The sequence below is a fragment of the Falsiroseomonas sp. E2-1-a20 genome (assembly GCF_051433195.1).
GTDB lineage: Bacteria > Pseudomonadota > Alphaproteobacteria > Acetobacterales > Acetobacteraceae > Falsiroseomonas.
Window position 1 is genome coordinate 28,141 of the sequence record NZ_JBHMFT010000019.1, and the last position, 23,529, is coordinate 51,669.

Here is a 23,529-nt window from a genome sequence, read left to right on the forward strand (position 1 = left end):
TAGAATGGGGGCCTCCCTGCGGAGACCCCCTTGGGCAGGCACGGCGCTGTGCGCGACCTCAGGCGGCGCGCAGCGCCCGCGGCAGGTCGGCGACCGCGCTGTCGATCAGCGCGGCGTCCTTCTTCGCGTCCATCGTCTCCGTCAGCACTTCCCGCGTCGCCGCGATGGCGATCTCGGCGGCGGCGTTGCGGACCTCGGCGATGGCGCCGGCCTCCGCTGCGGCGATGCGGTCGAGCGCCATGCGTTCGCGCCGCTTGGCGGATTGCTCAGCCTCCAGCGCCGCGGCCTCGGCGACGCGGCCGGCCTCGACCCGGGCGCGGGCGATCATGTCCTCGGCCTCGGCCAGGGCGGCGGCCCGGTCGGCCTCCGCCTGCTGGCGCAGCGCCTCGGCCTCGGCCCGAAGGCGGGAGGCATCGGCCAAATCAGCCTGGATGCGGGCGCCGCGGGCATCGAGCATCGAGGTGATGCGCGCCCAGGCGGTGCGGCCGACGAGCAGCACGAACAGGATGAAGGAGATCGCGACCCAGAAGGTCGGGTTCAGCCAGAAATGCTCGTAGCCGTGATAGGTGGTGTCCATGGGGCGCTCCTCAGCCCTGGCCGCGGGCGGCGAGGGCACGATCCACGGCGGCGCCGACGGCGGCCGGCTCCGACTGCCCGGTCAGGCGCTGCATCAGCGCCTCCGCGGTCTCGGTCGAGACCTGGCGTAGCGCGCCCATGGCCGAATCCCGTGCCGCGGCGATGCGCGACTCGGCCGCGTTGATCTGTTCGGCCAGCCTCGCGGCGAGCGCCTCGGACCGTGCCGAGGCCTCGGCCTGCGCGGACTGCATGGCGGCGGCGATGGCCGCCTGTGCTTCCGCGCGGGCCTTGTTGGTCGCCTCGCGATGCGCGGCGATGGCCGCATCGGCCTCCGCCTTGGCACCCTGCGCGGCTTCGAGGTCACCCTCGATCCGGCGCCGGCGATCCTCCAGCACCGCCTCCACGCGCGGCAGCGCGTAGGTGGACAGCACGTAGTAGAGGACCCCGAAGATGATGAACAACCAGACGATCTGGGCGATCATCAACGGGTTGCCGAAATCGAGCTGCGGCATGGTGTCCCTCGTCAGCGTCCCAACCGCGCGCCGCCAGACCGGCGGCGCGCCCCGAACCCCTGCACTGGCCGGCCCCCAGGGGCCGGCCGGCGGATCAGGTGAACAGGATGAGGAAGGCGATCAGCAGTGCGAACAGCGCGACGGCTTCCGTGAGCGCGAAGCCCAGGATGCCGATCGGGAACACCGCATCGCGGGCCGCAGGGTTGCGCGCCACGCTGGTGATCAGCGCGGAGAAGATGTTGCCGATGCCGAGGCCGACGCCGAACAGCGCGATAACGGCAATGCCGGCCCCGAGGGCCTTGTAGGCGGCGACGTAGGCTGCGGGATCCATCAGGTTGCCCTTTGCTGATTCAAGTTGTCAGGAAATCTGTCCGAGCGATCAGTGCAGGTGCACCGCGTCGTGCAGGTAGATGCTGGTCAGGATGGCGAACACATAGGCCTGGAGGAACGCCACCAGCACCTCGAACCCGACCAGGGCGACGTTGACCGTCAGCGGCAGCACCGCCACCAGCGGGCCCACGGCGCCAAGACCACCGAGCAGCACGATGAAGGTGGCGAACACCTTCAGCATGACGTGGCCGGCGACCATGTTCGCGAAAAGCCGGATCGAGAGGCTGACCGGCCGCGAGAGGTAGGACACGATCTCGACCGGAATGATGATCGGCGCCAGCCAGATCGGCGCGCCTTCCGGGAAAAAGTATCCGAAGAACTTCGTGCCGTGCAGTGCCAGCGCCACCACCGTGATCAGCACGAAAACCAAAGCCGCCAGCGCGAAGGTCACCGCGATGTGGCTGGTGAAGGTGAAGGCGTAGGGCAGCAGGCCCAGCAGATTGCCGAACAGCACGAACATGAACAGCGTGAACACGAAGGGGAAGAAGCGCTTCCCCTCCTGCCCGACCTGGCCCACGACCAGGCCCTGGACGAATTCGTAGGAGGCCTCCGCCAGCGACTGCAGCCGCCCCGGCACCACGGCCCGCTTCGACATGCCGAACATGATCAGCGCCGTGATCAGCCCGGCCGCCAGAAGCATATGCGCGTTGGACTGCGAGAAGCCCACGGAGGCGCCGACCGGGCCCAGCATGGGGATCAGCTGAAACTGGCTCAGCGCGTCGATCGTCTGTCCTTCGGCGGCCACGCGATATCTCCCGACGCCGCCACCGCGGCAGCCTCAATCAGTGCCTACTTCTTCGCAGCGTTGCGCGGGTTGAACAGCCGAAACACGTTCATGACCCCGGCGACGCCGCCGAACACGAAGAACAACAGGAACAGCCACGGCCAGGTGCCGAGCCAGCGGTCCAGGAACCAGCCGATGGCCACACCCACGATCAGGGCCGAGACGACCTCGACACCTGCGCGGAAACCGACACCCCAATTGCTCGATGGCAGGGGACCGTTGAGGCCCGGCTTGGGATCCATCCCCTGCCGCGCCCGGGCCTGCCGGAGCCTTTTCTCGAAGCCGTCGTCTTCCGCCATCCGTTGCTTTCCCCTGCGGTTGCCCCGCCCGGAAGGCGGCCCGCTCCTACGGCGTAGGGGCAGGAGTGTCAAGGTGATGAACGCGCTGCAACATGTCTGCGGCATGGCCCTCTCCCCCGCTTTCTTTGGGGGAGAGGGTTGGGTGAGGGGGATGTGCAGGATCTGGGAACGCTTGTCTCGTGGCACGGCCCCCCTCACCCAACCTTCTCCCCCCGTTCGGGGGGAGAGGGCTTTAAGCCCCGATAAATCCACCCGATTGCATCTGCCACAGCCGCGCATAAACGCCGCCCCTGGCGAGAAGCTCCGCATGGCTGCCCTGTTCGGCGACGGCGCCTTCGGACAGCACCACCAGCCGGTCCATGCGCGCCAAAGTGGACAGGCGGTGCGCCACCGCGATCACCGTCTTGCCGGCCATCAGCCGCTCCAGGCTGGCCTGGATCGCCGCCTCCACCTCCGAGTCGAGGGCGCTGGTCGCCTCGTCCAGCAGCAGGATGGGCGCGTCCTTCAGCAGCACGCGGGCGATCGCCACCCGCTGCCGCTGCCCGCCGGAGAGCTTCACGCCGCGCTCCCCCACATGCGCGTCGTAGCCGGTGCGGCCGCGCCAATCGGACAGGGCCATGATGAAGTCATGCGCCTCCGCCCGCTTCGCCGCCTCCACCACCTCCGCCGGGCTGGCATCGGGCCGGCCGTAGCGGATGTTCTCCAGGATGGAGCGATGCAGCAGCGCCGTGTCCTGCGTCACCACGCCGATCGAGGTCCGCAGGCTTTCCTGCGTGACCCGGGCAATATCCTGGCCATCGACCAGGATGCGGCCGCCCTCCGGCGTGAAGAAGCGCAGCAGCAGGTTGATGGCGGTGGTCTTCCCGGCGCCGGAATGGCCGACCAGGCCGACGCGTTCCCCGGCCGCGATCTCCAGGTCGAAATCATGCAGCACCGCACCCCGCACGGGCGCGTCCGGGCCGTCCGGCACCCGGCCATAGCCGAATCGAACCTCCTCGAACCGGATGGCGCCGCGCGGCACCGCCAGGGCCTTGGCGCCAGGCGGGTCCGGCGCCGTGCGTGGCACGGCGATGCTGCCCATGGCTTCCTGCACCACGCCGATATTCTCGAAGATCCCGGCCACGTTGAAGGCGACCCAGCCGGAGATGTTGGCGATCTGCCAGGCCATCGGCAGTGCCGCCGCGACGGTCGCCAGCGGCACCTCGCCGCGCGACCACAGCCAGATCGCCAGCGCCGCGGTGCTGGTCAGCATCAGGGCGTTCAGGGTGGAGAGCAGGAAGCCGTTCAGCGTCACCAGCCGGGTCTGGTGGGCGAAATCCCGGTTCAGCTGCTGCAGGGACTCCCGCACCCAGGCGTCCTCCTGCTCGGCGCGGGCGAACAGCTTCACCGTCACGATGTTGGTGTAGCTGTCCACCACGCGGCCGGTCAGCAGGCTGCGCGACTCGGACGCCTTGCGGGACCGGTCGCGCATCCGCGGCACGATCAGGCGCAGCAGCGTGGCATACAGCGTGAACCAGACCAGGATCGGGATGGCCAGCCGCCAATCCGTCGCGGACAGCACCAGCACCGCGCCGGTGCCATACACCAGGATGTACCAGACGGCATTCACCGACTGCACCACGCTTTCGCGCAGCGCCGGCCCGGCCTGCATCACCCGGTTGGCGATGCGGCCCGCGAAATCCTCCTGGAAGAAGGCCCAGCCCTGGCGCACCACCTGCCAGTGGCTCTGCCAGCGGATCATGGCGGTCACCGCCGGGATGATGGCCTGCTGGGTCACCAGGTTCTGGCACAGGATGGCGGTGGGCCGGGCGAACAGCAGCACCGCCGCCATGCCGGCCAGGGTCCCGCCGGCCGCGTCCCAGATGCGCTCCGGCCCATGCGCCTCCAGCAGCCCGACCACGCGGCCGATGAAGATCGGGATCAGCAGGTCGAGCAGCGCGACGGTCAGCCCGGTGGCGAACAGCAGGCCGAACAGCGCGCGGGTTTGGCGCGCGAAGTGCCAGTAGAAGCCGAGCAACCGACGTGGCGGCGGGGCTTCGGGCACCGGCACGCCGGCCCAGCGCGAGGCACGGGCACCGGGCGGCGCCACCGGATCGACGGCGCCTTCGAACAGACGGAACAGGAACATCCGGCTAGAAGCGCCGCCCCGGCGTCGGCGTCAACAGCCGGCCCGGCGCCTCAGGTGTCCAGCCGCACATTCGCCGCGCGCGCCACCTCGCGCCACTTGGCGATCTCGGCGGCGATGAAGCGGCCATATTCCTCCGGCGTCCCGGGGTCCGGAAAGCCGCCGAGCTGGATCATGCGGGCGGACACGGCCGGGTCGCGCAGGATCGCCACCGCATCGGCGTTCACCCGCCGGATGACCGCGGCGGGCGTGCCCGCCGGCGCCACGATGCCGGACCAGCCCAGCGCCTCGAACCCCGGCGAGACGGTCTCCGCCACCGTCGGCACATCGGGCAGTTGTGGCGTGCGCGCCCGCCCGGTGACCGCCAGCGCCCGGATGCGGCCGCCCTGGATGTTCGGCAGGGCGGAGGCGAGGCTGTCCACCATCACCTTCACGTTGCCGGCGATCAGGTCCGCCATCGCCGGCCCGCTGCCACGATAGGGCACGTGCTGCATCTGCAGGCCGAGCCGGTGCGCCAGCATCTCCGCCGTCATGTGCTGCGCCGTGCCCGGCCCGGCGGAGGCATACTGCACCCGCCCCGGCTGCGCCTTCGCCAGCGCCACGAAGCCGGCGATGTCCGCCGCCTCGAAGGACGGATGCGCGACGAAGACCAGCGGCAGGGTGAAGATGTTGGTGATCGCGGCGAAATCCTTCTCCGCGTCGTAGGGCAGCCGCGCCATGACGGAGGGGTTCACGCCCAGGGTGCCGGAGGTGCCGATGCCCAGCGTGTAGCCATCGGGCGTCGCGCGGGCCACCGCATCCATGCCGATGGCGCCGGCGCCACCCGCGCGGTTCTCCACCACCACGCGCTGCGGCCAGCGCTTCGAAAGTTCATCCGCCATGACGCGGGCGAAGATGTCGGCGGCCTGTCCGGGCGGGAACGGCACGATCATCCGCACCGGGCGTTCGGGCCAGGCGTCCTGCGCCTGGGCGGCGCGCAAGGTGGGCAGCGCCAGGGTGGCGCCGAGCAGGCAGCGACGTGTGGTCATCGGCCGGTCTTCCCCATGCAGCGGCGGTTGTCCCGCCTTGTCGAATGCCGCCGCGCTGCGGCGGGCGCCGGCATGGTTGGCGCGGCGTCGTGCAGGGTCAAGCGGCGCTGCGACTGCCTTCCGCCACCGGCTGCGCCCGCGCCAGCTCCGCCAGGCTGTGCGGCGCCATCGGCCGACCGAGCAGGAAGCCCTGCACCACGTCGCAGCCGAGCTGGCGCAGGGCCAGCAACTGTTCCTGCGTCTCCACCCCCTCCGCCACCACCTCCGCGCCGAGGCCATGCGCCAGCCGCAGGATGGCATCCAGGATGCGCCGGCCCGGACCGGCCTCCGACCGCGCCCCATCACGCCCCGCCGGCTCCAGACCCGTCGGCTCCAGTCCCGTCGGCTCCAAACCGGCGATGAAGGCGCGGTCGACCTTGATCACGTCGAATTGCAGATGCTGGAGATAGCCCAGCGAGGAGTATCCCGTGCCGAAATCGTCCAGCGCCACCCGCACGCCCAGCGCCCGCAGCGCCTGGAAGCTGCGCGCCGCCGCCTCCGCGCTGCGCAGGAACACGCTTTCCGTCACCTCGACCTCGAGCAGCGCCGGATCGCAGCCGGTCGCGGCCAGCGCTTCCTCCACCAGCCGCACGCCCTGCTCGGCGCTGAAATGCCCGGCCGAGAGGTTGACCGCGACCGGCATCTCCAGCCCCTGCGCCCGCCAGGCCATCGCCTGCCGGCAGGCCAGGTCGAGCACCAGCTGCGTGATCGGGTGGATCAGCCCGGTTTCCTCCGCCACCGGGATGAAGTCGGTGGGCGAGATCAGGCCGCGCTCCGGGTGCTGCCAGCGCAGCAGCGCCTCGCAGCCCTTGATGCGGCCCGTGGTGCAGGCGAATTTCGGCTGGTAGGCCAGCGACAACTGGCCCTCGACCAGCGCCCGCCGCAGATCCTCCTCGATCCGCCGCCGCTCGCGCAGCCCGGCCTCCTGGTCCAGGCTGAACAGCACGGCGCGGCCGCGGCCGGCGGCCTTGGCGCGGTACAGCGCGATGTCGGCGCGGCTCAGCATCGCCTCCACCGTGGTGCCGTGCTGCGGCGCCATGGCGGTGCCGATGCTGGCACCGGCGCGCAGCGTGTAGCCCTGCAGCCGGTAGGGCCGCCCCAGCACCTCCGTCAGCCGGTTGGCCAGCTTTGTGGCCTCCGCCGCCTCGCCCAGCCCCGGCTGGATCACGGCGAATTCGTCGCCGCCGAGCCGGGCGAGCAGGTCCCCGTCCCGCATCGCCGCCCGCATGCGCGCGGCGGCGGCCAGCAGAAGCTGGTCGCCGACCGGATGGCCGAGGCTGTCATTGACCTCCTTGAAGTGGTCGAGGTCGATGCAGTGCACCGCGACCATCCGCGCCGCCGACGCCCGGCCGAGTTGCAGTTTCAGCTGGTTGCCGAACAGCAGCCGGTTCGGCAACTCGGTCAGCGTGTCGTGTTCCGCCAGGTGGCGGATGCGGCGGTCCGCCGCGCGCTGCGCCGTGACATCGAGCAGCACGCGCACCACGCAGGTCAGCGCGCCGCCGCGGCCGAACACCGGCGCGGTGGAGATCAGCATGACCCGCTCCTGCCCCGCCTCGCCCGGCAACAGGCATTCATGCGGCGGCACCGCGCGCTCCGTCGCCACCACCTCGGCGATGTCGCGCTCGGCATCGGCGACGCCGCCGAATTCGCTGGGGCGCCGGCCCAGCACCTCCGCCTCCCGCCTCAGGCCGAACAGGCGCAGCGCCACCTTGTTCATGCTGAGGGCCCGGCCGCTGGAATCATAGGCGGCGATGCCGACCGGCAGCGCATCCATCAGCACCCGCAGCGTGTGCTCCGCCTCCGAGGCGCGGCGCGCACCGCGGATGATCAGCACCAGCAGCAGCACCACGCTGAGCGTCAATCCGCCGAGGCTCGCCAGGTAGAACGGCGTCAGTGTGCGCGAATTGGCGCGCGCCGCCCGGATCGCCGCCTGGCGTTCGAGGTGCAGCGCCAGGTTGAGATGCGTCAGCAGCCGATCCGCCTCCTGGATCACCGCGACGACGCGCGCCCGGGCCGCGGGCGCCACCTGCGCCTGCCCTTCGGGACGGGCCTCAAGCTCGGCCCAGGCGGTGCCCAGCAGCGCAACATCGGGCTCGATCTGCTCCAGCGCGTCCTGCAGGCCGGTGAGGATATCGGCATGGTCCAGGATGCTGCGGGTCGCCGATTCCTCGGCACCGGCCAGCAGCGGCAGCCGGCTCAGCAGGATCTCGTAGCGCTGCTCCAGGTCGGCGCCGCTGGTGCCGCGCCCCAGCCGCAGCAGCGCCGCCTCGAAGCGGTGCAACTCCACCAGCGCCTGGGTGCTGAACCAGACCGAGACGCGCTGGCTGCTGGCCTCAAGCCGCGATTGCTCCCGCGCCCGTTGCAGCGCGAGGCCCACCGACAGCACGAACAGCACGCCGGCCGCCAGCAGCAGGGCCGCGGTGATCCGGGGCTGCGGCCCGAGCAGCGCGGCCCGGGCGGGCCTCACCTGCGCCTTGCGGCCCGACCGCGGCATGCCGGCTCAGCCGACGTGGATCTGGGCAAGCTGCCAGATGGCGCGTTCGCGGAACACCGGCGTGTCCAACTCCGGCCGTTCGGTCCAGGGGTACAAAAGCCAGATGGGACCGCGGTCGCGGACCCGCATCGGCACGCCGTCATGCCGCGTCGCCAGGATGGCGCCGTGCCGCGTCGCGTCCTCCACCGGCAGGGTCACGGCATAGTCGTTCAGCGCCACGGCGCGCAGGCTGTCTCCCTCGGCCCGCACCGCCTCCAGCACCCGCGCCAGCGGGACGCCGGAGAAGTGCTGCGGCGCCGATCCGGTCCAGGCGGTGCGCGTCACCAGCGGGACGGTGCCGAGGCCCTCCAGCCGCGGCAGGTCGAAGACGGCCTCGCGCCCCGGCACGCCGGCGAAGGTCCCGGTGACACGCAGGACCGGCCGGCCCTGGGCCGCCGCATCGCGGGGCGGCCAGACGGCGAGCGTCAGGAGGGCGGCAAGGGCGCGGCGGTGCATGCGAGATCTCCGGAAGCGGAAGCCGCGCGCAGTTTTTCCGCCGGAGCCGACAGTATGGGCCGCAAGGGTGAACGATGCGTTAAGACGCCTCGACCATCTCCACCGCGCGCTGGAGATCGACGCTCAGCAGCCGGCTGACGCCGCGTTCCTGCATGGTCACGCCGTACAGGCGATGCATCCGCGCCATGGTCAGCGGGTGGTGCGTCACGATCAGGAAGCGGGTGCCGCCGCGGCCGGCGGCATCGGGGGCCGCCATCACCTCCAGCAGGTCGCACAGCCGTTCCACATTGGCGTCGTCCAGCGGCGCATCCACCTCGTCCAGCACGCAGACCGGGGCCGGGTTGCAGCGGAACACGGCGAAGACGAGGGACAGCGCCGTCAGCGCCTGCTCGCCGCCCGACAGCAGCGCGAGCGAGGACAGCTTCTTGCCCGGCGGCTCGGCGAAGATCTCGAGCCCCGCCTCCAGCGGATCGTCGGAGCCCACCAGCGCCAGATGCGCGCGGCCGCCGCCGAACAGGCGGGTGAACAGGGCGCGGAACTCGGTATCCACCTTGTCGAAGACCACGCGCAGGCGTTCGCGGCCCTCGCGGTTCAGGTGGCCGATGGAACCGCGCAGCTTGGCGATGGCGGTGGCGACTTCCTGGCGTTCCGATTCGATGCGGGCGCGCGTCGCATCCAGGTCGTTCAACTCGGTCTCGGCGCGCAGGTTGACCGGGCCCATCTCTTCCCGCTCGCGGGTCAGGCGGTCCAGTTTTTTCCGAGACTTCTCCTCGGCCTGGTCGGTGAGGTCGGCGACCTCCTCCGGCAGCGGCGGATGCGCCTCGCCGAGCCGTTCGACGATGCGTTCCTCCACCGCCAGCGCGGCGGCCTCCGCCTGGCCGGCGGTGCCTTCCGCGCGCAGCTGCGCCTCCCGCGCGGTGGCGAAGGCGGCATCGGCGCTGCGGCGGGCCAGGGCCGATTCGCGGTCCTCGGCCTCCGCGGCGGCAAGCGTCCTGGCGGCGGCGGCATGGGCAGCCTCGGCTTCGGCCAGCGCGCGGCCGGCGCTGGCGCGCTGCGCGGCGGCGATCTCGGGCGCCTCGGCCAAGGCGTCGCGCTCGGCGGCGGCCTCGGCAGCGCGGGTGGCGAGGTCGGCGCGGCGGCTGGCGGCCTCGGCGCGGCGCCGCGCCCATTCGGCGCGCTCCGGCCCGATGGCGGCCTGGCGGGTGGCGATGCGGCCGGATTCGGCGCCGAGCGTGGCGCGGGCGTCGCGGCAACCGGCCTCGTCGGCGCGCGCGGCGGCAAGCCCGGCGCGGGCGCGCTCCACCTCGGCGCGCAGCGCGGCGAGGTCCGGCGCGGCCTGCCGGCTGGCGCGGGCCTCCGCCAGGGCGGCGTCGGCGGCATCGCGCTCGGCGGTGGTGCGGGCGAGTTCGGGGGTCAGGGCCGCCAGCCGCGCCTCGGCCTCGGCGGCGCGGGCGGACAGGCTGCGGGCGGCGTCGCGGGCGGCGGCGAGGCGCTGTTCTGCCCCGCGCCGGGCCTCGCGCGCCGCCGATTCGGCGCGGATCGCAGCGGCTTCCTCGGCCGCTGCGGTGGTGCGGGATTGCCGGGCTGTGGCCGCATTGGGCGCTGCGGCGCGAGCCAGCCGCGCCGTTTCCAGCGCCGCGGCGGCGGCCTGGGTTTCCGTCTCCAGCCGCGCCAGTTGCGGCGCCAGGGCGGCGAGGCGTTGCTGCGCCTGCTGGTCGCGGGCGGTCAGCCGCTCCAGCGCCGTCGCGGCCGCGCCCTGGCGGCGTTCGGCGGCGGCGCGCTGGTCGCGGTGCCGGGCTTCGGCGCCGCGCGCCTGCTGTTCATCGGCGGCGGCCTCGGCGCGGGTCGCGGCGGCGGTGGCGGCGGCCGCCTCCGCCTGGTCCAGCCGGGCCCCGGCGGCGCGCAGCGCGTTGCGCTGGGCGAGGCGGACGGCGCCGGGGGTGGGAATGCCCGCCGCCAGGCAATGCCCATCCCAGCGCCAGACCGCGCCATCCTCCGTCACCAGGGCCTGGCCGGGCTTCAGCAGCGGCAGCAGCGCGGCGCCATCCGTGCCCTTCGGCAGCAGGCCGACCTGGGACAGCGCGCGGGACAGCGCATCCGGCGCCTCCACCAGCCGGGCCAGCGGCGTGGCGCCGGCGGGCAGCGGGGGCATCGGGTCGAGCGGCGGCAGCGCGCGCCAGTGGCGGGGCGAATCCTCGTCCAGCGCCGAGTCCAGCCCATCGCCCATCGCGGCGCCAAGGGCCGCTTCCAGGCCGGGCGGCACGCCGATGCGGTCCAGCACCGCCTCGCCACCACCCACCTCGCGCGCGCGCAGGACCTCGGCCAGGGCGGCGGCCTCGGCGGCGGCGCGGGCGCGGGCGGCCTCGGCCTCGCTGGCGGCGGCGCGGGCGGCTTCGTGGCGGGACTGCGCGGCGGTGCGGGCCTTCTCGGCCGCTTCTAGCGCGGCGCGCGCCTCGGCCAAGGCGGCGGCGGCGGCGGTGGCTTCGGTGCGGGCGGCGGCGAGGTCGGCTTCCGGCACCGCGCCGGCACGGGCGGCGTCGCGCTCGGCGGTCAGGCGGGCAGCCTGCTCGGCGGCGCGGCGGGCAGCGGTCTCGGCGGCCTGCAATTCGGCGGAGGCGCGGGATTCGGTCGCCTCGGCCTCGGCGGAAAGCCGGCGGGCGGATTCGTGCGCGGCCTGGGCGCCGGCGCGGGCGGCCTCGGCGGCGGACAGCGCCGATTCGGCGTTGCCGAGGGCCGATTCGGCAGCGCCCACCTGGTCCGCGGCAGCGGCCAGCGCCGAACCGGGCACCACGGCACGACTGGCGGCCGCATGGTCCGCCGCGATCTTCGCAAACTGGTGCGCCAGGCGCTCGGCGCGCGTCGCCGCCTCGGCCTCGGCGGCGGCGAGCGCATTGGCCTGGGCGGCGGCCTCGGCGGCGTGTTCGGTGGCGCGGTCGGCGGCCTCGGCGGCGGCTTCGACGGCGGCAATGGCCGCGGTCTCCGCCGCCTCGGCGCGCGCCAGGCGCTGCGGCAGTTCGGCGGCGGCGGCGACCAGTTCCTCGGCCTCGGCATCGAGCCGGGCCTCGGCCGCGCCGGCATCGGCATCGACGCGCGCCGCATGTTCCAGGTCCCGCGCCAGCGCGGCGTGGCGCGACTCGGCCCCGGCCAGCGCCTCCCGCGCGCGGGTCTCCTCGGCGCCGAGCGTCTCGGCCTCGACCCGGCGACGCTCCAGCGCGGTGCGGGCGGTGGCCTCGGCGGCGCGGGGCGCGGGCAGGCCGCGCTCGGCGTCGAAGGCGCGGCGTGCGGCGGCCTCGGCCTGCGCCTCGGCGTCCGCGGTGGCGCGGCGGGCGGTGCCGAAGACATCGCGGGCGTGCCGCAGGCTGGCCTGGGCGCGGGCGCGCAGGATCGCCAGCCACTCCACCTCCGCATCCCGCACCAGGCCGGACAGGTTGCGGTAGCGCGCGGCCTGGCGGGCCTGGCGTTGCAGGTTCTGGCGCCCGGCCTCCATCTGGCCGATCAGGTCCTCGGCGCGGCCGAGATTCGTCTCGGCCTGGCGCAGCTTGAGTTCGGCCTCGTGCTTGCGGGCGCGCAGCCCGGCGATGCCGGCGGCCTCCTCCAGCACCGCGCGGCGTTCCTCCGGCTTGGCGGAGATCAGCGCGGAGACGCGGCCCTGGCTGACCATGGCGGAGGACCGGGCGCCGGAGCCGATATCGGCGAACATCGTCTGCACGTCGCGGGCGCGCAGTTCCCGCCCGTTGACGCGGAACGAACTGCCCTCGCCCCGCGCGATTTTCCGCGAGATTTCAAGGTCGGTGGCTTCGGCATTGGGCGGCGGCGCCAGCCCGGCCGCTTCCTCCAGCACCAGGGTCACCTCGGCCAGGTTGCGGCCCGGCCGGGTGGAGGTGCCCGCGAAGATGATGTCGTCCATCTCGCCGCCGCGCATGGACCGGGCGTTGGTCTCGCCCATCGCCCAGCGCAGCGCCTCCACCACGTTGGACTTGCCGCAGCCATTCGGGCCGACGATGCCGGTCAGGCCCGGCATCACCTCCACCACCGTCGCCTCGGCGAAGGATTTGAAGCCGGCGATGCGCAGCCGGGTCAGCCTCGCGTGGCGCGCGGCTTCGGCCTGGGCATCGCTGCGGGCCGGCTCCTCGGGAGTCTCGGGTGTCGGCGCCACTTCCATGGGTTCAGCGGGTCTCGGCGACCAGGGCGGCGAAACGGCCGAAGGCCATGTTGCCCGGCACGGTACGGTTGCCGAAGACGAAGCTCGGCGTGGAGGACACGTTGTGCTGCTGCTGCCCCGCCACCCGCGCCGCCAAAATCGCCCGCGCCAGGGCCTGGTCGGTGATCGCGGCATCGAATTGCGGGCGCCCCATGCCGGCCAGAGCGGCGAGCTTGAACAGCTCCTCCCGCGGGTCGGCGCTGCGGCTGAAGGCCCAGCGATCCTGCGAGGACAGCAGCGCGGAGATGAAGGGCTCGTAGCGTTCCGGCGGCAGGCTGCGCGCCACCGCGGCCCCGGCCAGCGCCAGCGCATCCAGCGGGAAGTCGCGGAACACCATCCGCATGCGGCCGGTCTCCACCAGGTCCTTCTTCACCTGCGGCCAGGTCTGGGTGTGGAAGGCCGCGCAATGGCCGCAGGTGAGGGAGAAATACTCGATGACCGTCACCGGCGCGTCGGCACGGCCGAGGCTGCGCTCCGTCATGCGCGGGTCATCCGCGGCCAGCGCCTCGGGCGCCGGCGGGGTCCATTGGGCCCAGGCGGCTGCGGGCAGCAGCAGGGCGGCCGAAGCCCCGGCGGCGAGGGTGAGAAGGGTGCGGCGGTGCAGCATCGTGGAGCCTCCGGCAGGTGGAACAGCCCGGTATATGGGGTGTTCCCGCATGATCACCGCTTCCGATAGACGCCGAGCGCCAGCTTTGCCAGGGCATCGCGCAACTCACCCTCCGGCATCGCGGCCAGCCGGGCCTCGACATCCCCCGGCAGCACCACCGGGCGCGGGCGCGGCCTGGGCGGGGTGCCGCCAGCGACGGCCTGCTGCACGAACCGCAGCCGCTCCACCGCCACCCGCCCGAGATGGGCGTTGATGCGGGAGATCAGTTCCGGCGCCAAATGCTGCAATTCCATCGCCACCGGGCCGGCGCAGGCCAGGGTCAGCGTGCCGGCGGTGATGCGCAGCGGCTGGGTGACGGCGGACAGCGCCGGGCCGACGATCGCCGCCCAATCCGCCATCAGCAGCGCCCCGGCCGGGCTGCGCTTGCGGAAGGCCGGGCGGGTCAGCCGGTGGATCATCACCGAAACCGGCAGGGGGCCTGTCGGAAAGCGGCGGCCTTCGCCATTCTCTGCCATGCGTGACCCCTCCCTCCCCTTCCCTGCTGCTCGACTGGTACGACCGCCACCGCCGGGTGCTGCCCTGGCGGCTGGCGACCGGGACGCCCGACCCTTACCGCGTCTGGCTGTCCGAGGTCATGCTGCAACAGACGACGGTGGCCGCCGTCGGACCCCGCTATACACGATTCCTGGCGCGGTTTCCGACCGTCGCGGCGCTGGCGGCCGCGGCGTGGGAGGAGGTGGCGGAGGAATGGGCCGGCCTCGGCTACTACGCCCGCGCGCGCAACCTGCATGCGGGGGCCAAGGCGCTGGCGGCGCAGGGGTTTCCACGAACCGGGGAGGGGCTGCGGGCGATCCCGGGCATCGGCCCCTACACCGCCTCCGCCGTCGCCGCGATCGCCTTCGGGCAGCCGGTGGTGCCGGCGGATGGCAATGTGGAGCGGGTGGCGGCGCGCATTTTTCGGGTGGAAACCCCGCTGCCGGCGGCGAAGAAGCGCCTGACGGAGCTGGCGCAGGGCTGGATGACGGACGCTGGCGCGCGGGCGCGGCCGGGGGATTTCGCCCAGGCGCTGTTCGACCTCGGCGCCACCCTCTGCACGCCGCGCAACCCGGCCTGCGCGCTGTGTCCGTGGCGGGAGGGCTGTGCGGCCCAGGCGGCCGGCGTGCAGGCCAGCCTGCCGCGCAAGGCGGCCAAGGCCGCGCGGCCGACGCGGCACGGCGTGCATTTCCTGCTGTTCGACGACTCTGGCCGGATGCTGGTGCGGCGGCGGGCCGAGAAGGGCCTGCTCGGCGGCATGCTCGAAGTACCCGGAACGCCCTGGCGCGCGGAGCCCTGGCCGGACGCGGAGGCGCTGGCCCATGCCCCCCTGCCCGGCCCCGACTGGCGCCGCCTGCCTGGGGAGGCGCGGCACGGCTTCACCCATTTCGAACTGCGCATGACACTGCTGACCGCCCGCCTGCCCGGTGAGGCCGCGCTGCCGGGCCATGCCTGGATGAACCCCGCCGAGGCCCGCGCCGGCATGCCGAGCGTCATGCACAGGCTGCTGGACCTGCTGGACAGCCCGGCCGCGGCGATGGCAGACCGGGGCCAGGACAGCTTCTGAGAGGCACGCCAGCATGGCCATCGCATCCCTTGCCACACGCCCCACTGCGCTGCGCTTCTGCGGCATGGCCCTGCTCGGCTCCTGGCTGCTGGCGGCCTCCGCCCAGGTGACGCTGCCGATGTGGCCGGTGCCGGCCACCCTGCAAAGCCTGGTGGTGCTGCTGCTCGGCGCGCTGGGCGGGCCGGCGGCGGGTGTCGCGGCGGTGGCGGCCTACCTGGCGCAGGGCGCGGCGGGGCTGCCGGTGTTCGCCGGCGGCACGGGCGGCCTCGCGGTGCTGATGGGGCCGACGGCGGGCTACCTGCTGGGCTTCGCGCTGGCGGCATGGGTTGCGGGGCATGCGCGCGGCCTCGGCGCCTGGAGCCAGGCGGCGGTGCTGCTGGCGGCGCATCTGCTGCTGTTCGTGCCGGGCGTGGCGTGGCTCGCGGGTTATGTCGGCCTGGCGCGCGCCTTCGAGGCCGGGTTCCTGCTGTTCATCCCCGGCACGCTGGTGAAGACGGCGCTGGCGGTGGCGCTGCTGCGCGCCCTACGCCGCTAGCTGCGCCCGCAACGCATCCGGCAGCCCCGCCAGCAGCGCCGCGTCGGCGATGGCAGGCGGCGGTCCGGCCGCGACGAGCCGCGGTTCCGCCATCTGCGTATCCAGCACGCGCCACAGGTCGCAGGCGGCGGCGTACTGGGAAAAATTGGCGCAGGCGCGCGGGAAGCGCCGGCGCGCATCGGCCTCCGGCACCGCATGCCCGCCGGCGGTGACGCGGGCGGCGATGCGGGACAGCGCGGTTTCCACATCGGGCAGGATGCAGAACACCAGCCGCGTCGCGAAGCCGGCCGCGCGCGCGGCGGCGAGCGTGCGCAGGTGGGTCCTGCCCGCGAGGGTGGTTTCCAGGGCGAAGCTGCGCCGATGCGAGATATGATCTGCAATGTGGTGCAGCACGGATCGCGCCGCCTTCGTCGCCGTCTCGGCATCCGGTGTTGGCGTCAGCGGCGAGTAGCCACGGGCGATTTCGTCGAGGTTGACGAAGCGCTCCGTTCCCGCCACCGCCCGCAGGTAGCGTCGGGCGTAGCTCGTCTTGCCAACACCGTTCGGCCCCGCAATCAGCCACAGCGTCGGCGTGTCGGCGCCCATCCTGGGCTAGACCCCGCGCCCGTCCTGGGCGATTTCCTGCCGCAGTTCATCCAGCAGCCGCAGCCGCCCGTCGCGCGTCTCGACATGCCAGAAGGTCCAGCCATTGCAGGACGGCGCCGCCTGCAACGCCGCGCCGACCTTGTGGATGGACCCCACCGCCTCGCCGCAGCGCAGCGTCGCATCGGCGCCGACCACGGCGCGCCAACGGCGGTTGCGGTCCACCAGCGTGCTGCCCGGCGGCACCATGCCGCGCTCCACCAGCACGCCGAAGGCAATGCGCGGCTGCTCGCGCTTGTTCGGCAGCGCCAGCGCGACGCTCTCATCCATCGGAACCACCTCCGCCAGCCGCGCCTCGGCGGCCGCGGCGTAGGTGGGGTCCTGCTCGATGCCGATGTAGCGTCGGCCGAGCCGCTTCGCCGCCGCCGCCGTGGTGCCGGTGCCGGAGAAGGGGTCCAGCACCACCTCCCCCGGCGCGGTGCAGGCCATCAGCACGCGGGCCAGCAGCGCCTCCGGCTTCTGCGTCGGGTGCAGCTTCGCGCCATCCGCGCCGCGCAGGCGTTCCGCGCCGGTGCACAGCGGGAAATACCAGTCGCTGCGCATCTGCACGTCTTCGTTCAGCGACTTCATGGCGGCGTAGTTGAAGCGGTAGCGCGATTCCGGCCCGCGCGCCGCCCAGATCATCGTCTCATGCGCGTTGGTGAAGCGCCGGCCGCGAAAGTTCGGCATCGGGTTGGCCTTGCGCCAGACCACGTCGTTCAGGATCCAGAAGCCGAGGTCCTGCATCGCGACGCCGAGCCGGAAGATGTTGTGGTAGGACCCGATCACCCAGATGGTGCCGTCCTTGCGCAGCACGCGGCGGCATTCGATTAGCCATTCGCGGGTGAAGGCGTCATAGGCCGCGAAATCGGCGAACTGGTCCCATTCGTCGTCGACGCCATCCACCAGGCTGTCATCCGGCCGCCGCAGCGTGCCCTTCAATTGCAGGTTGTAGGGCGGATCGGCGAAGATCGCATGCACCGAGGCCGGCGGCAGCCGCTTCAGCATGGCGATGCAGTCGCCGACCAGCACCTGATCCAGCGGCAGGTCGAGCCCGGTTCCCATGCCTCCGCCACCCACCCCCGCGAATCGAGGCTGCACAATGCGTTGCGCCGAGTCGCCACGTCAACTCAGTCGGTTGGCGCGGGCAGCTCAAGGAAGAACTGATCGACCGGCGCGAAGCCCCGCCGGTGGTGCGGCGTCGGGCCGAGGCGGGCGAGGCAGGCGCGGTGTTCCGCGGTCGCATAGCCCTGGTGGCGCCCGAAGCCCCATTCGGGGAAACGCAGCCCGAGCCGCGCCATGGCCCGGTCGCGCGTGACTTTCGCCAGGATCGAGGCCGCGGCGATGGAAAGGCTCAGCGCATCGCCACCGACCACGCAACGCACGGCACACGGCAGAGTGGGCGCCATGGGCCCGTCGATCAGCGCCAGGTCGCAGGGGGCCCGCAGCCGGTGCAGGGCGCGCGCCATCGCCAGGTGGCTGGCGCGCAGGATGTTGAGGCGGGCGATCTCCGCCACGCTGGCGGCGGCGATCGCGTAGTCCAGCCGACCCGCCCGTGCCGCCTGCAGCAGCGCGGCGAAGGCGACATTGCGTCGGGCGGCGGTCAGCTTCTTGCTGTCATCCAGCAGCGCGGCGAGGGCGGCGTCGGGTGGGCCCGTGAACACCACGGCGGCCGCCAGCACCGGCCCGGCCAACGGCCCGCGCCCGACCTCGTCCACCCCGGCCACGCGGCCGCCCGCTTCGCGCTCGAAACTGTAGTCCGGCATGGGTCAAGGGATAGCGCCCGCCGGCGCAACCCGCCACCGCGCCGCGGCGTTCGCCCCGCGACAGCGGGAGAAGATGCATGAATTCGGGCAGCTTGAAGGTGGTGGCGGACCAGGTCGAGCCGACACCGTTCCAGATTCCCGGCGCCACAGGCGGCGCCTTCCGCATCCAGATCCTGAACGAGGACGCCAAGGCCGGCGTGGTGACCACCATCGTCCACCTGCCCCCCGGCGGGCGCATCCCGGCGCACAAGCACCAGGCGGGGTCCGAGATGCATTTCCTGCTGGAGGGCGACATGACGGAGGCCGGGCAGGAGGTCGCCCCCGGCACCTGCCTGACCCATGCCGCCGGCGTGGTGCACGGCCCGCACGAAAGCCGCGGTGGCGCGAAGCTGCTGACGGTACAAAGCTGGCAGTCCCGGCACGGCGATTTCGACTTCGAGCCGGCGGAGGATGCGGACGCTCCGCCGAAGTCCGAAGGCAAGACGCAGCAGGTGGACCAGAAGGCGCAGGAGGATGCGCGGCAGGAAGCGGCCGAGCCGGAGCACCGCGGCTACACCTGAATTGCTCTACCCCGCGCGCCGCTGCGCCACCCGCAGCGCGGCGCAGAGGCGGGAGAAGGCGTACCAGAAGGGGCCATGGCCGATCGGCCCCTGCCCCGGCGCGGCATCCGGCCCCACCGGGTCGCCGCGGCGCAGCAGGCCGAGCCGCGCCTCGAACCGGCCGCGCATGTTTTCCAGGAAGGCGCCGGTGGCGCCCATGTACTGCTCCAGCAGTTCCGTCGCGATCTCGATCTCGGCGAGGGGGCGGCCCTCCATGGTCAGCACCTTCAGCCTGCGGCTGTCGGCGGCCAGGGCCAGATGCAGCCGGTGCAGCTCGGCCAGGTGGCGGGCGATGGAAAGGCGCGCCTCCCGCGCCAGGTCGCTGTCGGTCATGCGGCCAGCCTGCGCCGCGAAGGGTTGAGGCCGGGTTAACGCTTCCAGCCCCAGATCGCGAAGACCCGGTGCGGCACCACCAGCGGGTCCGCCGGGAAACGCGCATCCAGCAGGCCGGCAAGTTCCACATCGAAGCGCGCCACCGCCGCATCCTCCAGCGCGCCGCCGACGCCGGCCGAGGCACGGATGCGGCCGCGCCAATCCTCCCGCGTGTAGAGCGCCGGATGGTCGAAGCCGCCGAAGCCGAGATCCTGGAAGCCGGCGAGGGCCAGATCCGTCGCCCAGGCCGGGTAGAAGCCGGTGCCGCGGCCCATGCGCCAGCGCGGGTTGTGCGCCTCGATCAGGAATTCGGTGGCGTGCGCGACGTTGCCGGGCAGCGGAATCCAGTCGAAATGGCAGATCAGCAGCGCGCCACCGGGGCGCAGCACGCGCATGGCCTCGGCGCCGGCCAGGCCGCGGTCGAACCAATGCCAGGCCTGGCCGGCCACCACCAGGTCGAAGCTGGCCTCGGGCTGTTCCGTGCGCTCGGCGAGGCCCTCGGCGAAGCGGGCGCGGTCGGCGAGGCCCTCCGCGGCGGCCAGTCGCGTCGCGGCGGCCACCTGACCCGGCGCCGGGTCCAGGCCGAGCACGGTGGCGCCGCGTGCCGCCAGGCCGCGCGCCAGCGTGCCGGTACCGGTGCCGAGGTCGAGGGCCGCGATACCCGGGCGCAGCAGGGCGTGGTGCGCCATCAGGTCGTACAGGCCGGGCGGGAAGCCCTGGCGGTGGCGGGCATAATCGGCGCTGGTGCGGCTCCAATCCGGGTTGCTCATCGGCGGGTCTTCTCCAGCGCCCGAAGGTCCTCGGCAGTGTCCACGTCGCGCAGCCGGCGCAGCAGGGCAACCCGGTGGTTGCGGAAATTGGCCAGCGTATCGGCCAGGGCGTGTCTGGTAGACCAGCGCACCTTGGCGAAGGGCGTGGCCGGCCGCCGCGGGCCGAGCCCGACCAGCCAGTAGCCGCCATCCTCCGCCGGGCCGAACACCGCATCGGCGCGGCCAAGCGCCCGGAACGCCGCGGCGATGTCGGCGGCCCCCACCTCCGGAATGTCGCTGCCGACGATGACGACGCGCCGGTGCGGCCGCATCGCGCGGGCCATGCGCTGGCCGAGGCCGCCACGCCCCTGCGCCAGGATGGGCAGGCGGCGCGGCCAGCGCGCCCGCACCCGGTCCGGCGTGGCGGAGATGGCCGTGGCCCAGCGCCGGTCCCGCCCCACCGCGCCGAGCAGCGCCGCCAACTGCCCGCGATAGAAGCGCAGCGTCGCCATGGCGCCGATGCCCCGCGCCAGGCGCCGCTTGACGGTACCGAGGCGCGGCGCCCGCGCGAAGATCACCAGCTGGTCGCGCTTCATCCCCCGGTCTTGCCCCTGCCCTTGCCCGCATAGATCCGCGCGATGATGCGCGGCGGCACGCCGGCGAACCAGAGGCTGAGGCATAGGATGTTGCGCGCCGACCGCGCCAGGTAGCCATCCCGCCGCCACCGCGCCGCACTCGTCACCGCCGCCACCGGCAGGGCGCCAAGCCGGGCGCGGCCCAGGCGGCGGACCAGGTCCACATCCTCCATCAGCGGCAGCGGCCGCAGGCCGCCGACGCTGTCCAGCAGGTCCCGGTGGATCAGCAGCCCCTGGTCGCCATAGGGCAAGCCGAGGCTGCGGCAGCGCCAGGCGACGGCGCGTTCCAGGCGGCGCGCGGCCGGGGTGGCATCGTCAAGCGCAAAGCGGAAGTACCAGGCGCGGCCGGGCTCCTGCATCGCCCGCGCCACAGCCTCCGCCCACCCCGGCGCGAGGATGGTGTCCGCGTGCAACAGCAACAGCCAGGGGTTTTGGGCGGCGGCGATGCCGGTGGCGAGCTGGATGCCACGGCCACGCGGCGCGGCCAGGATGCGCGGCCCGGGGATTGCGGCGGTGCCATCGGTGCTGCCGCCATCGACCAGCAGGATCTCGGCGGGCACCTCCCCCAGCGCTTCCAGGGTCGCCGGCAGGGTGCCGGCGGCGTTCAGCGCGGGAATGACGACGGAAAGAGTGTCTATTCGCATTTTGTTCTTGACGGCAGGCCCCGCCGTGATCTCAATGAAAGCAGGAACAAACAGAGGACACGACGATGCCGGATGGGGGAGCCAATGCCATGCCTTCCTTGGCCCGCAAGGGCCGGGGTGCCGTCACCAATCCGGGCATCCGCTACGAGACGACGCGCACCGAGCTGCAGGACGATGGCTGGGGCACGCTGGCCGCGGAATTCGCCGACCTGCCGCCGCTGCCCACCACGCTGACGCGGGAGAGCGCCCGCAGCGCGCTGTCCTGGAACGACAGCCCGGATATCGGATTCGACCGCTCGCTGAACCCGTATCGCGGCTGCGAGCATGGCTGCATCTACTGCTACGCCCGGCCGGCGCATGCCTATGTCGGGATGTCGCCCGGCCTCGATTTCGAGACGCGGCTGATGTTCAAGCCGAACCTGCCGGAGCTGCTGGAGAAGGAGCTGTCGAAGCCGGGCTACGTGGCCAGGCCGGTGGCGCTGGGGGCGAATACCGACCCCTACCAGCCGGTGGAGCGCACGCTCGGCATCACGCGGCGGGTGCTGGAGGTGCTGGAACGCTTCGGCCATCCGGTCACCATCGTCACCAAGGGCGCGCTGGTGCTGCGCGACCTCGATATCCTGAAACGCCTGGCGGAACGCAACCTGGTGCATGTGTGCCTGTCCATCACCACGCTCGACATGAAGCTGGCGCGCGCGATGGAACCGCGCGCGGCCAACCCGCTGAAGCGCCTGGCGGCGGTGACGGAGCTGGCGAAGGCCGGCATCCCTGTCGGCGTGCTGGCGGCGCCGATGATCCCGGCGCTGAACGACATGGAGCTGGAGCGCATCCTGGAAGCCAGCGCCCGCGCCGGCGCCAGCCGGGCCGGCTACGTGCTGCTGCGCCTGCCGCTCGAGATCAAGGAGATGTTCGAGGCTTGGCTGGCCGAGCACCACCCCGACCGCGCCGCCCGCGTGCTGGCCCTGGTGCGGGAAACCCGCGGCGGGCGGCTGTACGATGCCCGCTTCGGCCAGCGCCAGACTGGGACCGGCCCCTATGCCGAATTGCTGGCGCAGCGGTTCCGCATCGCGTTGCGGCGCCATGGGCTCGGTGGACGCAGCACCGGCGGCGGCATGTCGGAAGGGCTGGATTGCAGCCAGTTCCAGCCGCCCCGCGCGCCCGCCCGGCAGTTGGAACTGCTGTAGCGTCACATGCGGCGGATCGGCACGCGGTCGGTCGTCATCCACGCCGGCCAGCCGATGAAGCGCTCGATCAGCACCAGCACCATCGCCAGCACCAACACGACGATCAGGATGCGCACATAGGTGCGGGATGGCGGATGGCGCCACCATTGCGCCATCCGCCACAGGATCCGCGTCAGCGGATCCATCAGCCGTTGGTCGGCACCCCGAGGCGCCGTGCCACCTGCAGGATGCTCTCCCAGGTATCCGGCTGCAGCGGCACGCCGTTGGCCAGGCGATCGGCGCGGGTCTGCGCCTCCTTGTCGCCCGGCGCCAGCACCGGCTGGTCCGCATTCGCCGGGCTGGTCTCCATCACCCAGTCGACATAGGCGCGGCCGGTCGCCTCGAATTCCGCCTGTGTGCCGAAATGCTTCGGCGAGACATAGAAGCTCAGCATCCCGTTGGCGATGCGCCCGCGCGCCTCGACGGGGCCGGAGGTGCCGCCGCCGGTCAGCGCGCCGGCCAGCATCTCGCACATGAAGGCAAGCCCGCTGCCCTTGTGCTCGCCGAAGGCGCGGATCGCGCCTTTTCCGTTGGAGGGGTTGCGCGGGCCGATCTGCGGGTAGTCGCCATACAGCGTGTGCGGATCGGCCGAGAGCGTGCCGTCCGGCTCGATCAACGCGTCATGCGGCAGCGCCTTGCCGCCGTTGGAGGCCACCAGCACCTTGCCCTCCGCCACCAGGGAGGTCGCGAAATCCAGGATCAGCGGCCGGCCCGGCAGCGGCACGCCGACGCTGAAGGGCGCGGTGGAGAAGCGCCGTTCCGTGCCGCCGAAGGGCGCCACCAGAACGCTGCCGGCGACGTTGACGAAGTGGACGGAGATCAGCCCCGCCGCGATCGCCTTTTCCGAATACTCGCCGACGCGGCCGATATGGCCGGCGTTGCGCAGGCCCACCACCGCGATGCCGTGTTGCAGGGCGCGGGCGATGCCGAGGTCCACCGCTTGCGGCGCCACCGTCTGGCCGAAGCCGAAATGCCCGTCCAGCAGCGCGAAGCAGCCGCCATCGGTGACGATCTCGGCCGTCTGTCCCTTCAGCACGAAGCCCGCTTCGAGCCACTCGACATAGCGCGGCACCCGCGCCACGCCGTGGCTGTCATGGCCCGCCAGATTGGCGCCCAGCAGGTGGGTGCTGATGCGATTGGCCTCCGCCCCATCGCACCCCGCGGCGCCGAAAATCTTCTCCACGACCTCTTCGAGCGCGGGCGCGGGGACGGTGACGTAGGTGGCGGCCATGGGG

At 72.9% G+C, this 23,529-nt stretch carries 25 protein-coding genes; 4 read left to right on the forward strand and 21 right to left on the reverse strand.

Going from position 1 to position 23,529, the window contains the following annotated elements:
• Positions 1-58: 58 nt before the first annotated feature.
• The 12 genes from ACFHPP_RS20680 to ACFHPP_RS20735 form a co-directional block, all read right to left on the reverse strand.
• Positions 59-577, reverse strand: a complete 519-nt coding sequence (locus ACFHPP_RS20680; RefSeq protein ID WP_437165131.1) for a F0F1 ATP synthase subunit B family protein — start codon at positions 575-577, stop codon at positions 59-61.
• Between the two features lie 10 nt (positions 578-587).
• The gene (locus tag ACFHPP_RS20685; protein WP_430671680.1) at positions 588-1,088 is read right to left on the reverse strand and encodes a F0F1 ATP synthase subunit B family protein; all 501 of its coding nucleotides are present in this window, start codon (positions 1,086-1,088) and stop codon (positions 588-590) included.
• A gap of 94 nt (positions 1,089-1,182) precedes the next feature.
• On the reverse strand, positions 1,183-1,419 hold the full coding sequence (locus tag ACFHPP_RS20690) for an ATP synthase subunit C family protein (protein WP_430671681.1): 237 nt from the start codon (positions 1,417-1,419) through the stop codon (positions 1,183-1,185).
• A gap of 48 nt (positions 1,420-1,467) precedes the next feature.
• Positions 1,468-2,223, reverse strand: coding sequence for a F0F1 ATP synthase subunit A (locus ACFHPP_RS20695; protein WP_437165132.1), 756 nt, complete (start codon positions 2,221-2,223; stop codon positions 1,468-1,470).
• Positions 2,224-2,267: 44 nt separating this feature from the next.
• Positions 2,268-2,561 carry an AtpZ/AtpI family protein gene (locus tag ACFHPP_RS20700; RefSeq protein WP_437165133.1) on the reverse strand — a complete coding sequence of 98 codons (294 nt, stop codon included), beginning with the start codon at positions 2,559-2,561 and terminating at the stop codon, positions 2,268-2,270.
• A 232-nt stretch (positions 2,562-2,793) separates the two neighbouring features.
• Complete coding sequence (locus tag ACFHPP_RS20705; RefSeq protein ID WP_437165134.1) at positions 2,794-4,689, reverse strand: ABC transporter ATP-binding protein; 1,896 nt, start codon at positions 4,687-4,689, stop codon at positions 2,794-2,796.
• A 50-nt stretch (positions 4,690-4,739) separates the two neighbouring features.
• Positions 4,740-5,714: a Bug family tripartite tricarboxylate transporter substrate binding protein gene (locus ACFHPP_RS20710; protein WP_437165135.1), complete on the reverse strand. Its 975-nt coding sequence runs from the start codon at positions 5,712-5,714 to the stop codon at positions 4,740-4,742.
• 97 nt (positions 5,715-5,811) lie between these two features.
• Positions 5,812-8,220 carry a putative bifunctional diguanylate cyclase/phosphodiesterase gene (locus ACFHPP_RS20715; RefSeq protein WP_437165136.1) on the reverse strand — a complete coding sequence of 803 codons (2,409 nt, stop codon included), beginning with the start codon at positions 8,218-8,220 and terminating at the stop codon, positions 5,812-5,814.
• Between the two features lie 33 nt (positions 8,221-8,253).
• Entirely contained in the window at positions 8,254-8,742 is a 489-nt protein-coding gene (locus ACFHPP_RS20720) for a molybdopterin-dependent oxidoreductase (RefSeq protein WP_437165137.1), read from the reverse strand.
• Between the two features lie 79 nt (positions 8,743-8,821).
• On the reverse strand, positions 8,822-12,823 hold the full coding sequence (locus tag ACFHPP_RS20725; RefSeq protein ID WP_437165197.1) for a chromosome segregation SMC family protein: 4,002 nt from the start codon (positions 12,821-12,823) through the stop codon (positions 8,822-8,824).
• Positions 12,824-12,908: 85 nt separating this feature from the next.
• Entirely contained in the window at positions 12,909-13,550 is a 642-nt protein-coding gene (locus ACFHPP_RS20730; protein ID WP_437165138.1) for a thioredoxin domain-containing protein, read from the reverse strand.
• Positions 13,551-13,603: 53 nt separating this feature from the next.
• On the reverse strand, positions 13,604-14,065 hold the full coding sequence (locus tag ACFHPP_RS20735) for a DUF721 domain-containing protein (RefSeq protein WP_437165139.1): 462 nt from the start codon (positions 14,063-14,065) through the stop codon (positions 13,604-13,606).
• A 2-nt stretch (positions 14,066-14,067) separates the two neighbouring features.
• Here ACFHPP_RS20735 and ACFHPP_RS20740 point away from each other — a divergent pair, with 2 nt between their 5' ends.
• Positions 14,068-15,150, forward strand: a complete 1,083-nt coding sequence (locus ACFHPP_RS20740) for an A/G-specific adenine glycosylase (RefSeq protein WP_437165140.1) — start codon at positions 14,068-14,070, stop codon at positions 15,148-15,150.
• A 13-nt stretch (positions 15,151-15,163) separates the two neighbouring features.
• Entirely contained in the window at positions 15,164-15,685 is a 522-nt protein-coding gene (locus tag ACFHPP_RS20745; protein ID WP_437165141.1) for a biotin transporter BioY, read from the forward strand.
• Here the strand turns inward: ACFHPP_RS20745 and ACFHPP_RS20750 are convergent.
• From ACFHPP_RS20750 to ACFHPP_RS20760, 3 genes are all read right to left on the reverse strand, one after another.
• On the reverse strand, positions 15,674-16,270 hold the full coding sequence (locus ACFHPP_RS20750; RefSeq protein ID WP_437165142.1) for an AAA family ATPase: 597 nt from the start codon (positions 16,268-16,270) through the stop codon (positions 15,674-15,676). The genes ACFHPP_RS20745 and ACFHPP_RS20750 overlap by 12 nt on opposite strands.
• 6 nt (positions 16,271-16,276) lie before the next feature.
• Positions 16,277-17,371: a site-specific DNA-methyltransferase gene (locus ACFHPP_RS20755; protein WP_437165143.1), complete on the reverse strand. Its 1,095-nt coding sequence runs from the start codon at positions 17,369-17,371 to the stop codon at positions 16,277-16,279.
• 65 nt (positions 17,372-17,436) lie between these two features.
• Positions 17,437-18,072 carry a ribonuclease HII gene (locus tag ACFHPP_RS20760; protein ID WP_437165144.1) on the reverse strand — a complete coding sequence of 212 codons (636 nt, stop codon included), beginning with the start codon at positions 18,070-18,072 and terminating at the stop codon, positions 17,437-17,439.
• Between the two features lie 77 nt (positions 18,073-18,149).
• On the opposite strand from ACFHPP_RS20760, the gene ACFHPP_RS20765 reads away from it, so the two are divergent.
• Entirely contained in the window at positions 18,150-18,632 is a 483-nt protein-coding gene (locus ACFHPP_RS20765) for a cupin domain-containing protein (RefSeq protein WP_437165145.1), read from the forward strand.
• A gap of 6 nt (positions 18,633-18,638) precedes the next feature.
• Here the strand turns inward: ACFHPP_RS20765 and ACFHPP_RS20770 are convergent, their stop codons facing one another.
• The 4 genes from ACFHPP_RS20770 to ACFHPP_RS20785 are packed head-to-tail and all read right to left on the reverse strand — an operon-like array spanning position 18,639 to position 21,071.
• On the reverse strand, positions 18,639-19,004 hold the full coding sequence (locus ACFHPP_RS20770) for a hypothetical protein (protein WP_437165146.1): 366 nt from the start codon (positions 19,002-19,004) through the stop codon (positions 18,639-18,641).
• Positions 19,005-19,039: 35 nt separating this feature from the next.
• Positions 19,040-19,813 carry a class I SAM-dependent methyltransferase gene (locus ACFHPP_RS20775; RefSeq protein ID WP_437165147.1) on the reverse strand — a complete coding sequence of 258 codons (774 nt, stop codon included), beginning with the start codon at positions 19,811-19,813 and terminating at the stop codon, positions 19,040-19,042.
• A complete protein-coding gene (locus ACFHPP_RS20780; protein ID WP_437165148.1) occupies positions 19,810-20,388 on the reverse strand; it encodes a TIGR04282 family arsenosugar biosynthesis glycosyltransferase in 579 nt (192 codons plus the stop codon). The genes ACFHPP_RS20775 and ACFHPP_RS20780 overlap by 4 nt, the downstream gene beginning before the upstream one ends.
• A complete protein-coding gene (locus tag ACFHPP_RS20785) occupies positions 20,385-21,071 on the reverse strand; it encodes a TIGR04283 family arsenosugar biosynthesis glycosyltransferase (protein ID WP_437165149.1) in 687 nt (228 codons plus the stop codon). Before ACFHPP_RS20785 ends, ACFHPP_RS20780 begins: the two co-directional genes overlap by 4 nt.
• A gap of 89 nt (positions 21,072-21,160) precedes the next feature.
• Here ACFHPP_RS20785 and ACFHPP_RS20790 point away from each other — a divergent pair, with 89 nt between their 5' ends.
• Entirely contained in the window at positions 21,161-22,255 is a 1,095-nt protein-coding gene (locus ACFHPP_RS20790) for a PA0069 family radical SAM protein (RefSeq protein ID WP_437165150.1), read from the forward strand.
• A gap of 2 nt (positions 22,256-22,257) precedes the next feature.
• Here ACFHPP_RS20790 and ACFHPP_RS20795 read toward each other — a convergent pair whose 3' ends face one another.
• Together ACFHPP_RS20795 and ACFHPP_RS20800 are read right to left on the reverse strand one after the other, a co-directional pair.
• A complete protein-coding gene (locus ACFHPP_RS20795; RefSeq protein WP_437165151.1) occupies positions 22,258-22,440 on the reverse strand; it encodes a hypothetical protein in 183 nt (60 codons plus the stop codon).
• Positions 22,440-23,525 carry a malate/lactate/ureidoglycolate dehydrogenase gene (locus tag ACFHPP_RS20800; protein ID WP_437165152.1) on the reverse strand — a complete coding sequence of 362 codons (1,086 nt, stop codon included), beginning with the start codon at positions 23,523-23,525 and terminating at the stop codon, positions 22,440-22,442. The genes ACFHPP_RS20795 and ACFHPP_RS20800 overlap by 1 nt, the downstream gene beginning before the upstream one ends.
• Positions 23,526-23,529 lie beyond the last annotated feature (4 nt).

Excerpts from the sequence above, each read along its gene's own strand:
- ACFHPP_RS20680 (WP_437165131.1), bottom strand. The coding sequence starts at position 577 with ATGGACACCACCTATCACGGCTACGAGCATTTCTGGCTGAACCCGACC.
- ACFHPP_RS20685 (WP_430671680.1), bottom strand. The coding sequence starts at position 1,088 with ATGCCGCAGCTCGATTTCGGCAACCCGTTGATGATCGCCCAGATCGTC.
- ACFHPP_RS20690 (WP_430671681.1), bottom strand. The coding sequence starts at position 1,419 with ATGGATCCCGCAGCCTACGTCGCCGCCTACAAGGCCCTCGGGGCCGGC.
- ACFHPP_RS20700 (WP_437165133.1), bottom strand. The coding sequence starts at position 2,561 with ATGGCGGAAGACGACGGCTTCGAGAAAAGGCTCCGGCAGGCCCGGGCG.
- ACFHPP_RS20705 (WP_437165134.1), bottom strand. The coding sequence starts at position 4,689 with ATGTTCCTGTTCCGTCTGTTCGAAGGCGCCGTCGATCCGGTGGCGCCG.
- ACFHPP_RS20710 (WP_437165135.1), bottom strand. The coding sequence starts at position 5,714 with ATGACCACACGTCGCTGCCTGCTCGGCGCCACCCTGGCGCTGCCCACC.
- ACFHPP_RS20720 (WP_437165137.1), bottom strand. The coding sequence starts at position 8,742 with ATGCACCGCCGCGCCCTTGCCGCCCTCCTGACGCTCGCCGTCTGGCCG.
- ACFHPP_RS20730 (WP_437165138.1), bottom strand. The coding sequence starts at position 13,550 with ATGCTGCACCGCCGCACCCTTCTCACCCTCGCCGCCGGGGCTTCGGCC.
- ACFHPP_RS20735 (WP_437165139.1), bottom strand. The coding sequence starts at position 14,065 with ATGGCAGAGAATGGCGAAGGCCGCCGCTTTCCGACAGGCCCCCTGCCG.
- ACFHPP_RS20745 (WP_437165141.1), top strand. The coding sequence starts at position 15,164 with ATGGCCATCGCATCCCTTGCCACACGCCCCACTGCGCTGCGCTTCTGC.
- ACFHPP_RS20750 (WP_437165142.1), bottom strand. The coding sequence starts at position 16,270 with ATGGGCGCCGACACGCCGACGCTGTGGCTGATTGCGGGGCCGAACGGT.
- ACFHPP_RS20755 (WP_437165143.1), bottom strand. The coding sequence starts at position 17,371 with ATGGGAACCGGGCTCGACCTGCCGCTGGATCAGGTGCTGGTCGGCGAC.
- ACFHPP_RS20760 (WP_437165144.1), bottom strand. The coding sequence starts at position 18,072 with ATGCCGGACTACAGTTTCGAGCGCGAAGCGGGCGGCCGCGTGGCCGGG.
- ACFHPP_RS20765 (WP_437165145.1), top strand. The coding sequence starts at position 18,150 with ATGAATTCGGGCAGCTTGAAGGTGGTGGCGGACCAGGTCGAGCCGACA.
- ACFHPP_RS20770 (WP_437165146.1), bottom strand. The coding sequence starts at position 19,004 with ATGACCGACAGCGACCTGGCGCGGGAGGCGCGCCTTTCCATCGCCCGC.
- ACFHPP_RS20775 (WP_437165147.1), bottom strand. The coding sequence starts at position 19,813 with ATGAGCAACCCGGATTGGAGCCGCACCAGCGCCGATTATGCCCGCCAC.
- ACFHPP_RS20780 (WP_437165148.1), bottom strand. The coding sequence starts at position 20,388 with ATGAAGCGCGACCAGCTGGTGATCTTCGCGCGGGCGCCGCGCCTCGGT.
- ACFHPP_RS20785 (WP_437165149.1), bottom strand. The coding sequence starts at position 21,071 with ATGCGAATAGACACTCTTTCCGTCGTCATTCCCGCGCTGAACGCCGCC.
- ACFHPP_RS20790 (WP_437165150.1), top strand. The coding sequence starts at position 21,161 with ATGCCTTCCTTGGCCCGCAAGGGCCGGGGTGCCGTCACCAATCCGGGC.
- ACFHPP_RS20795 (WP_437165151.1), bottom strand. The coding sequence starts at position 22,440 with ATGGATCCGCTGACGCGGATCCTGTGGCGGATGGCGCAATGGTGGCGC.
- ACFHPP_RS20800 (WP_437165152.1), bottom strand. The coding sequence starts at position 23,525 with ATGGCCGCCACCTACGTCACCGTCCCCGCGCCCGCGCTCGAAGAGGTC.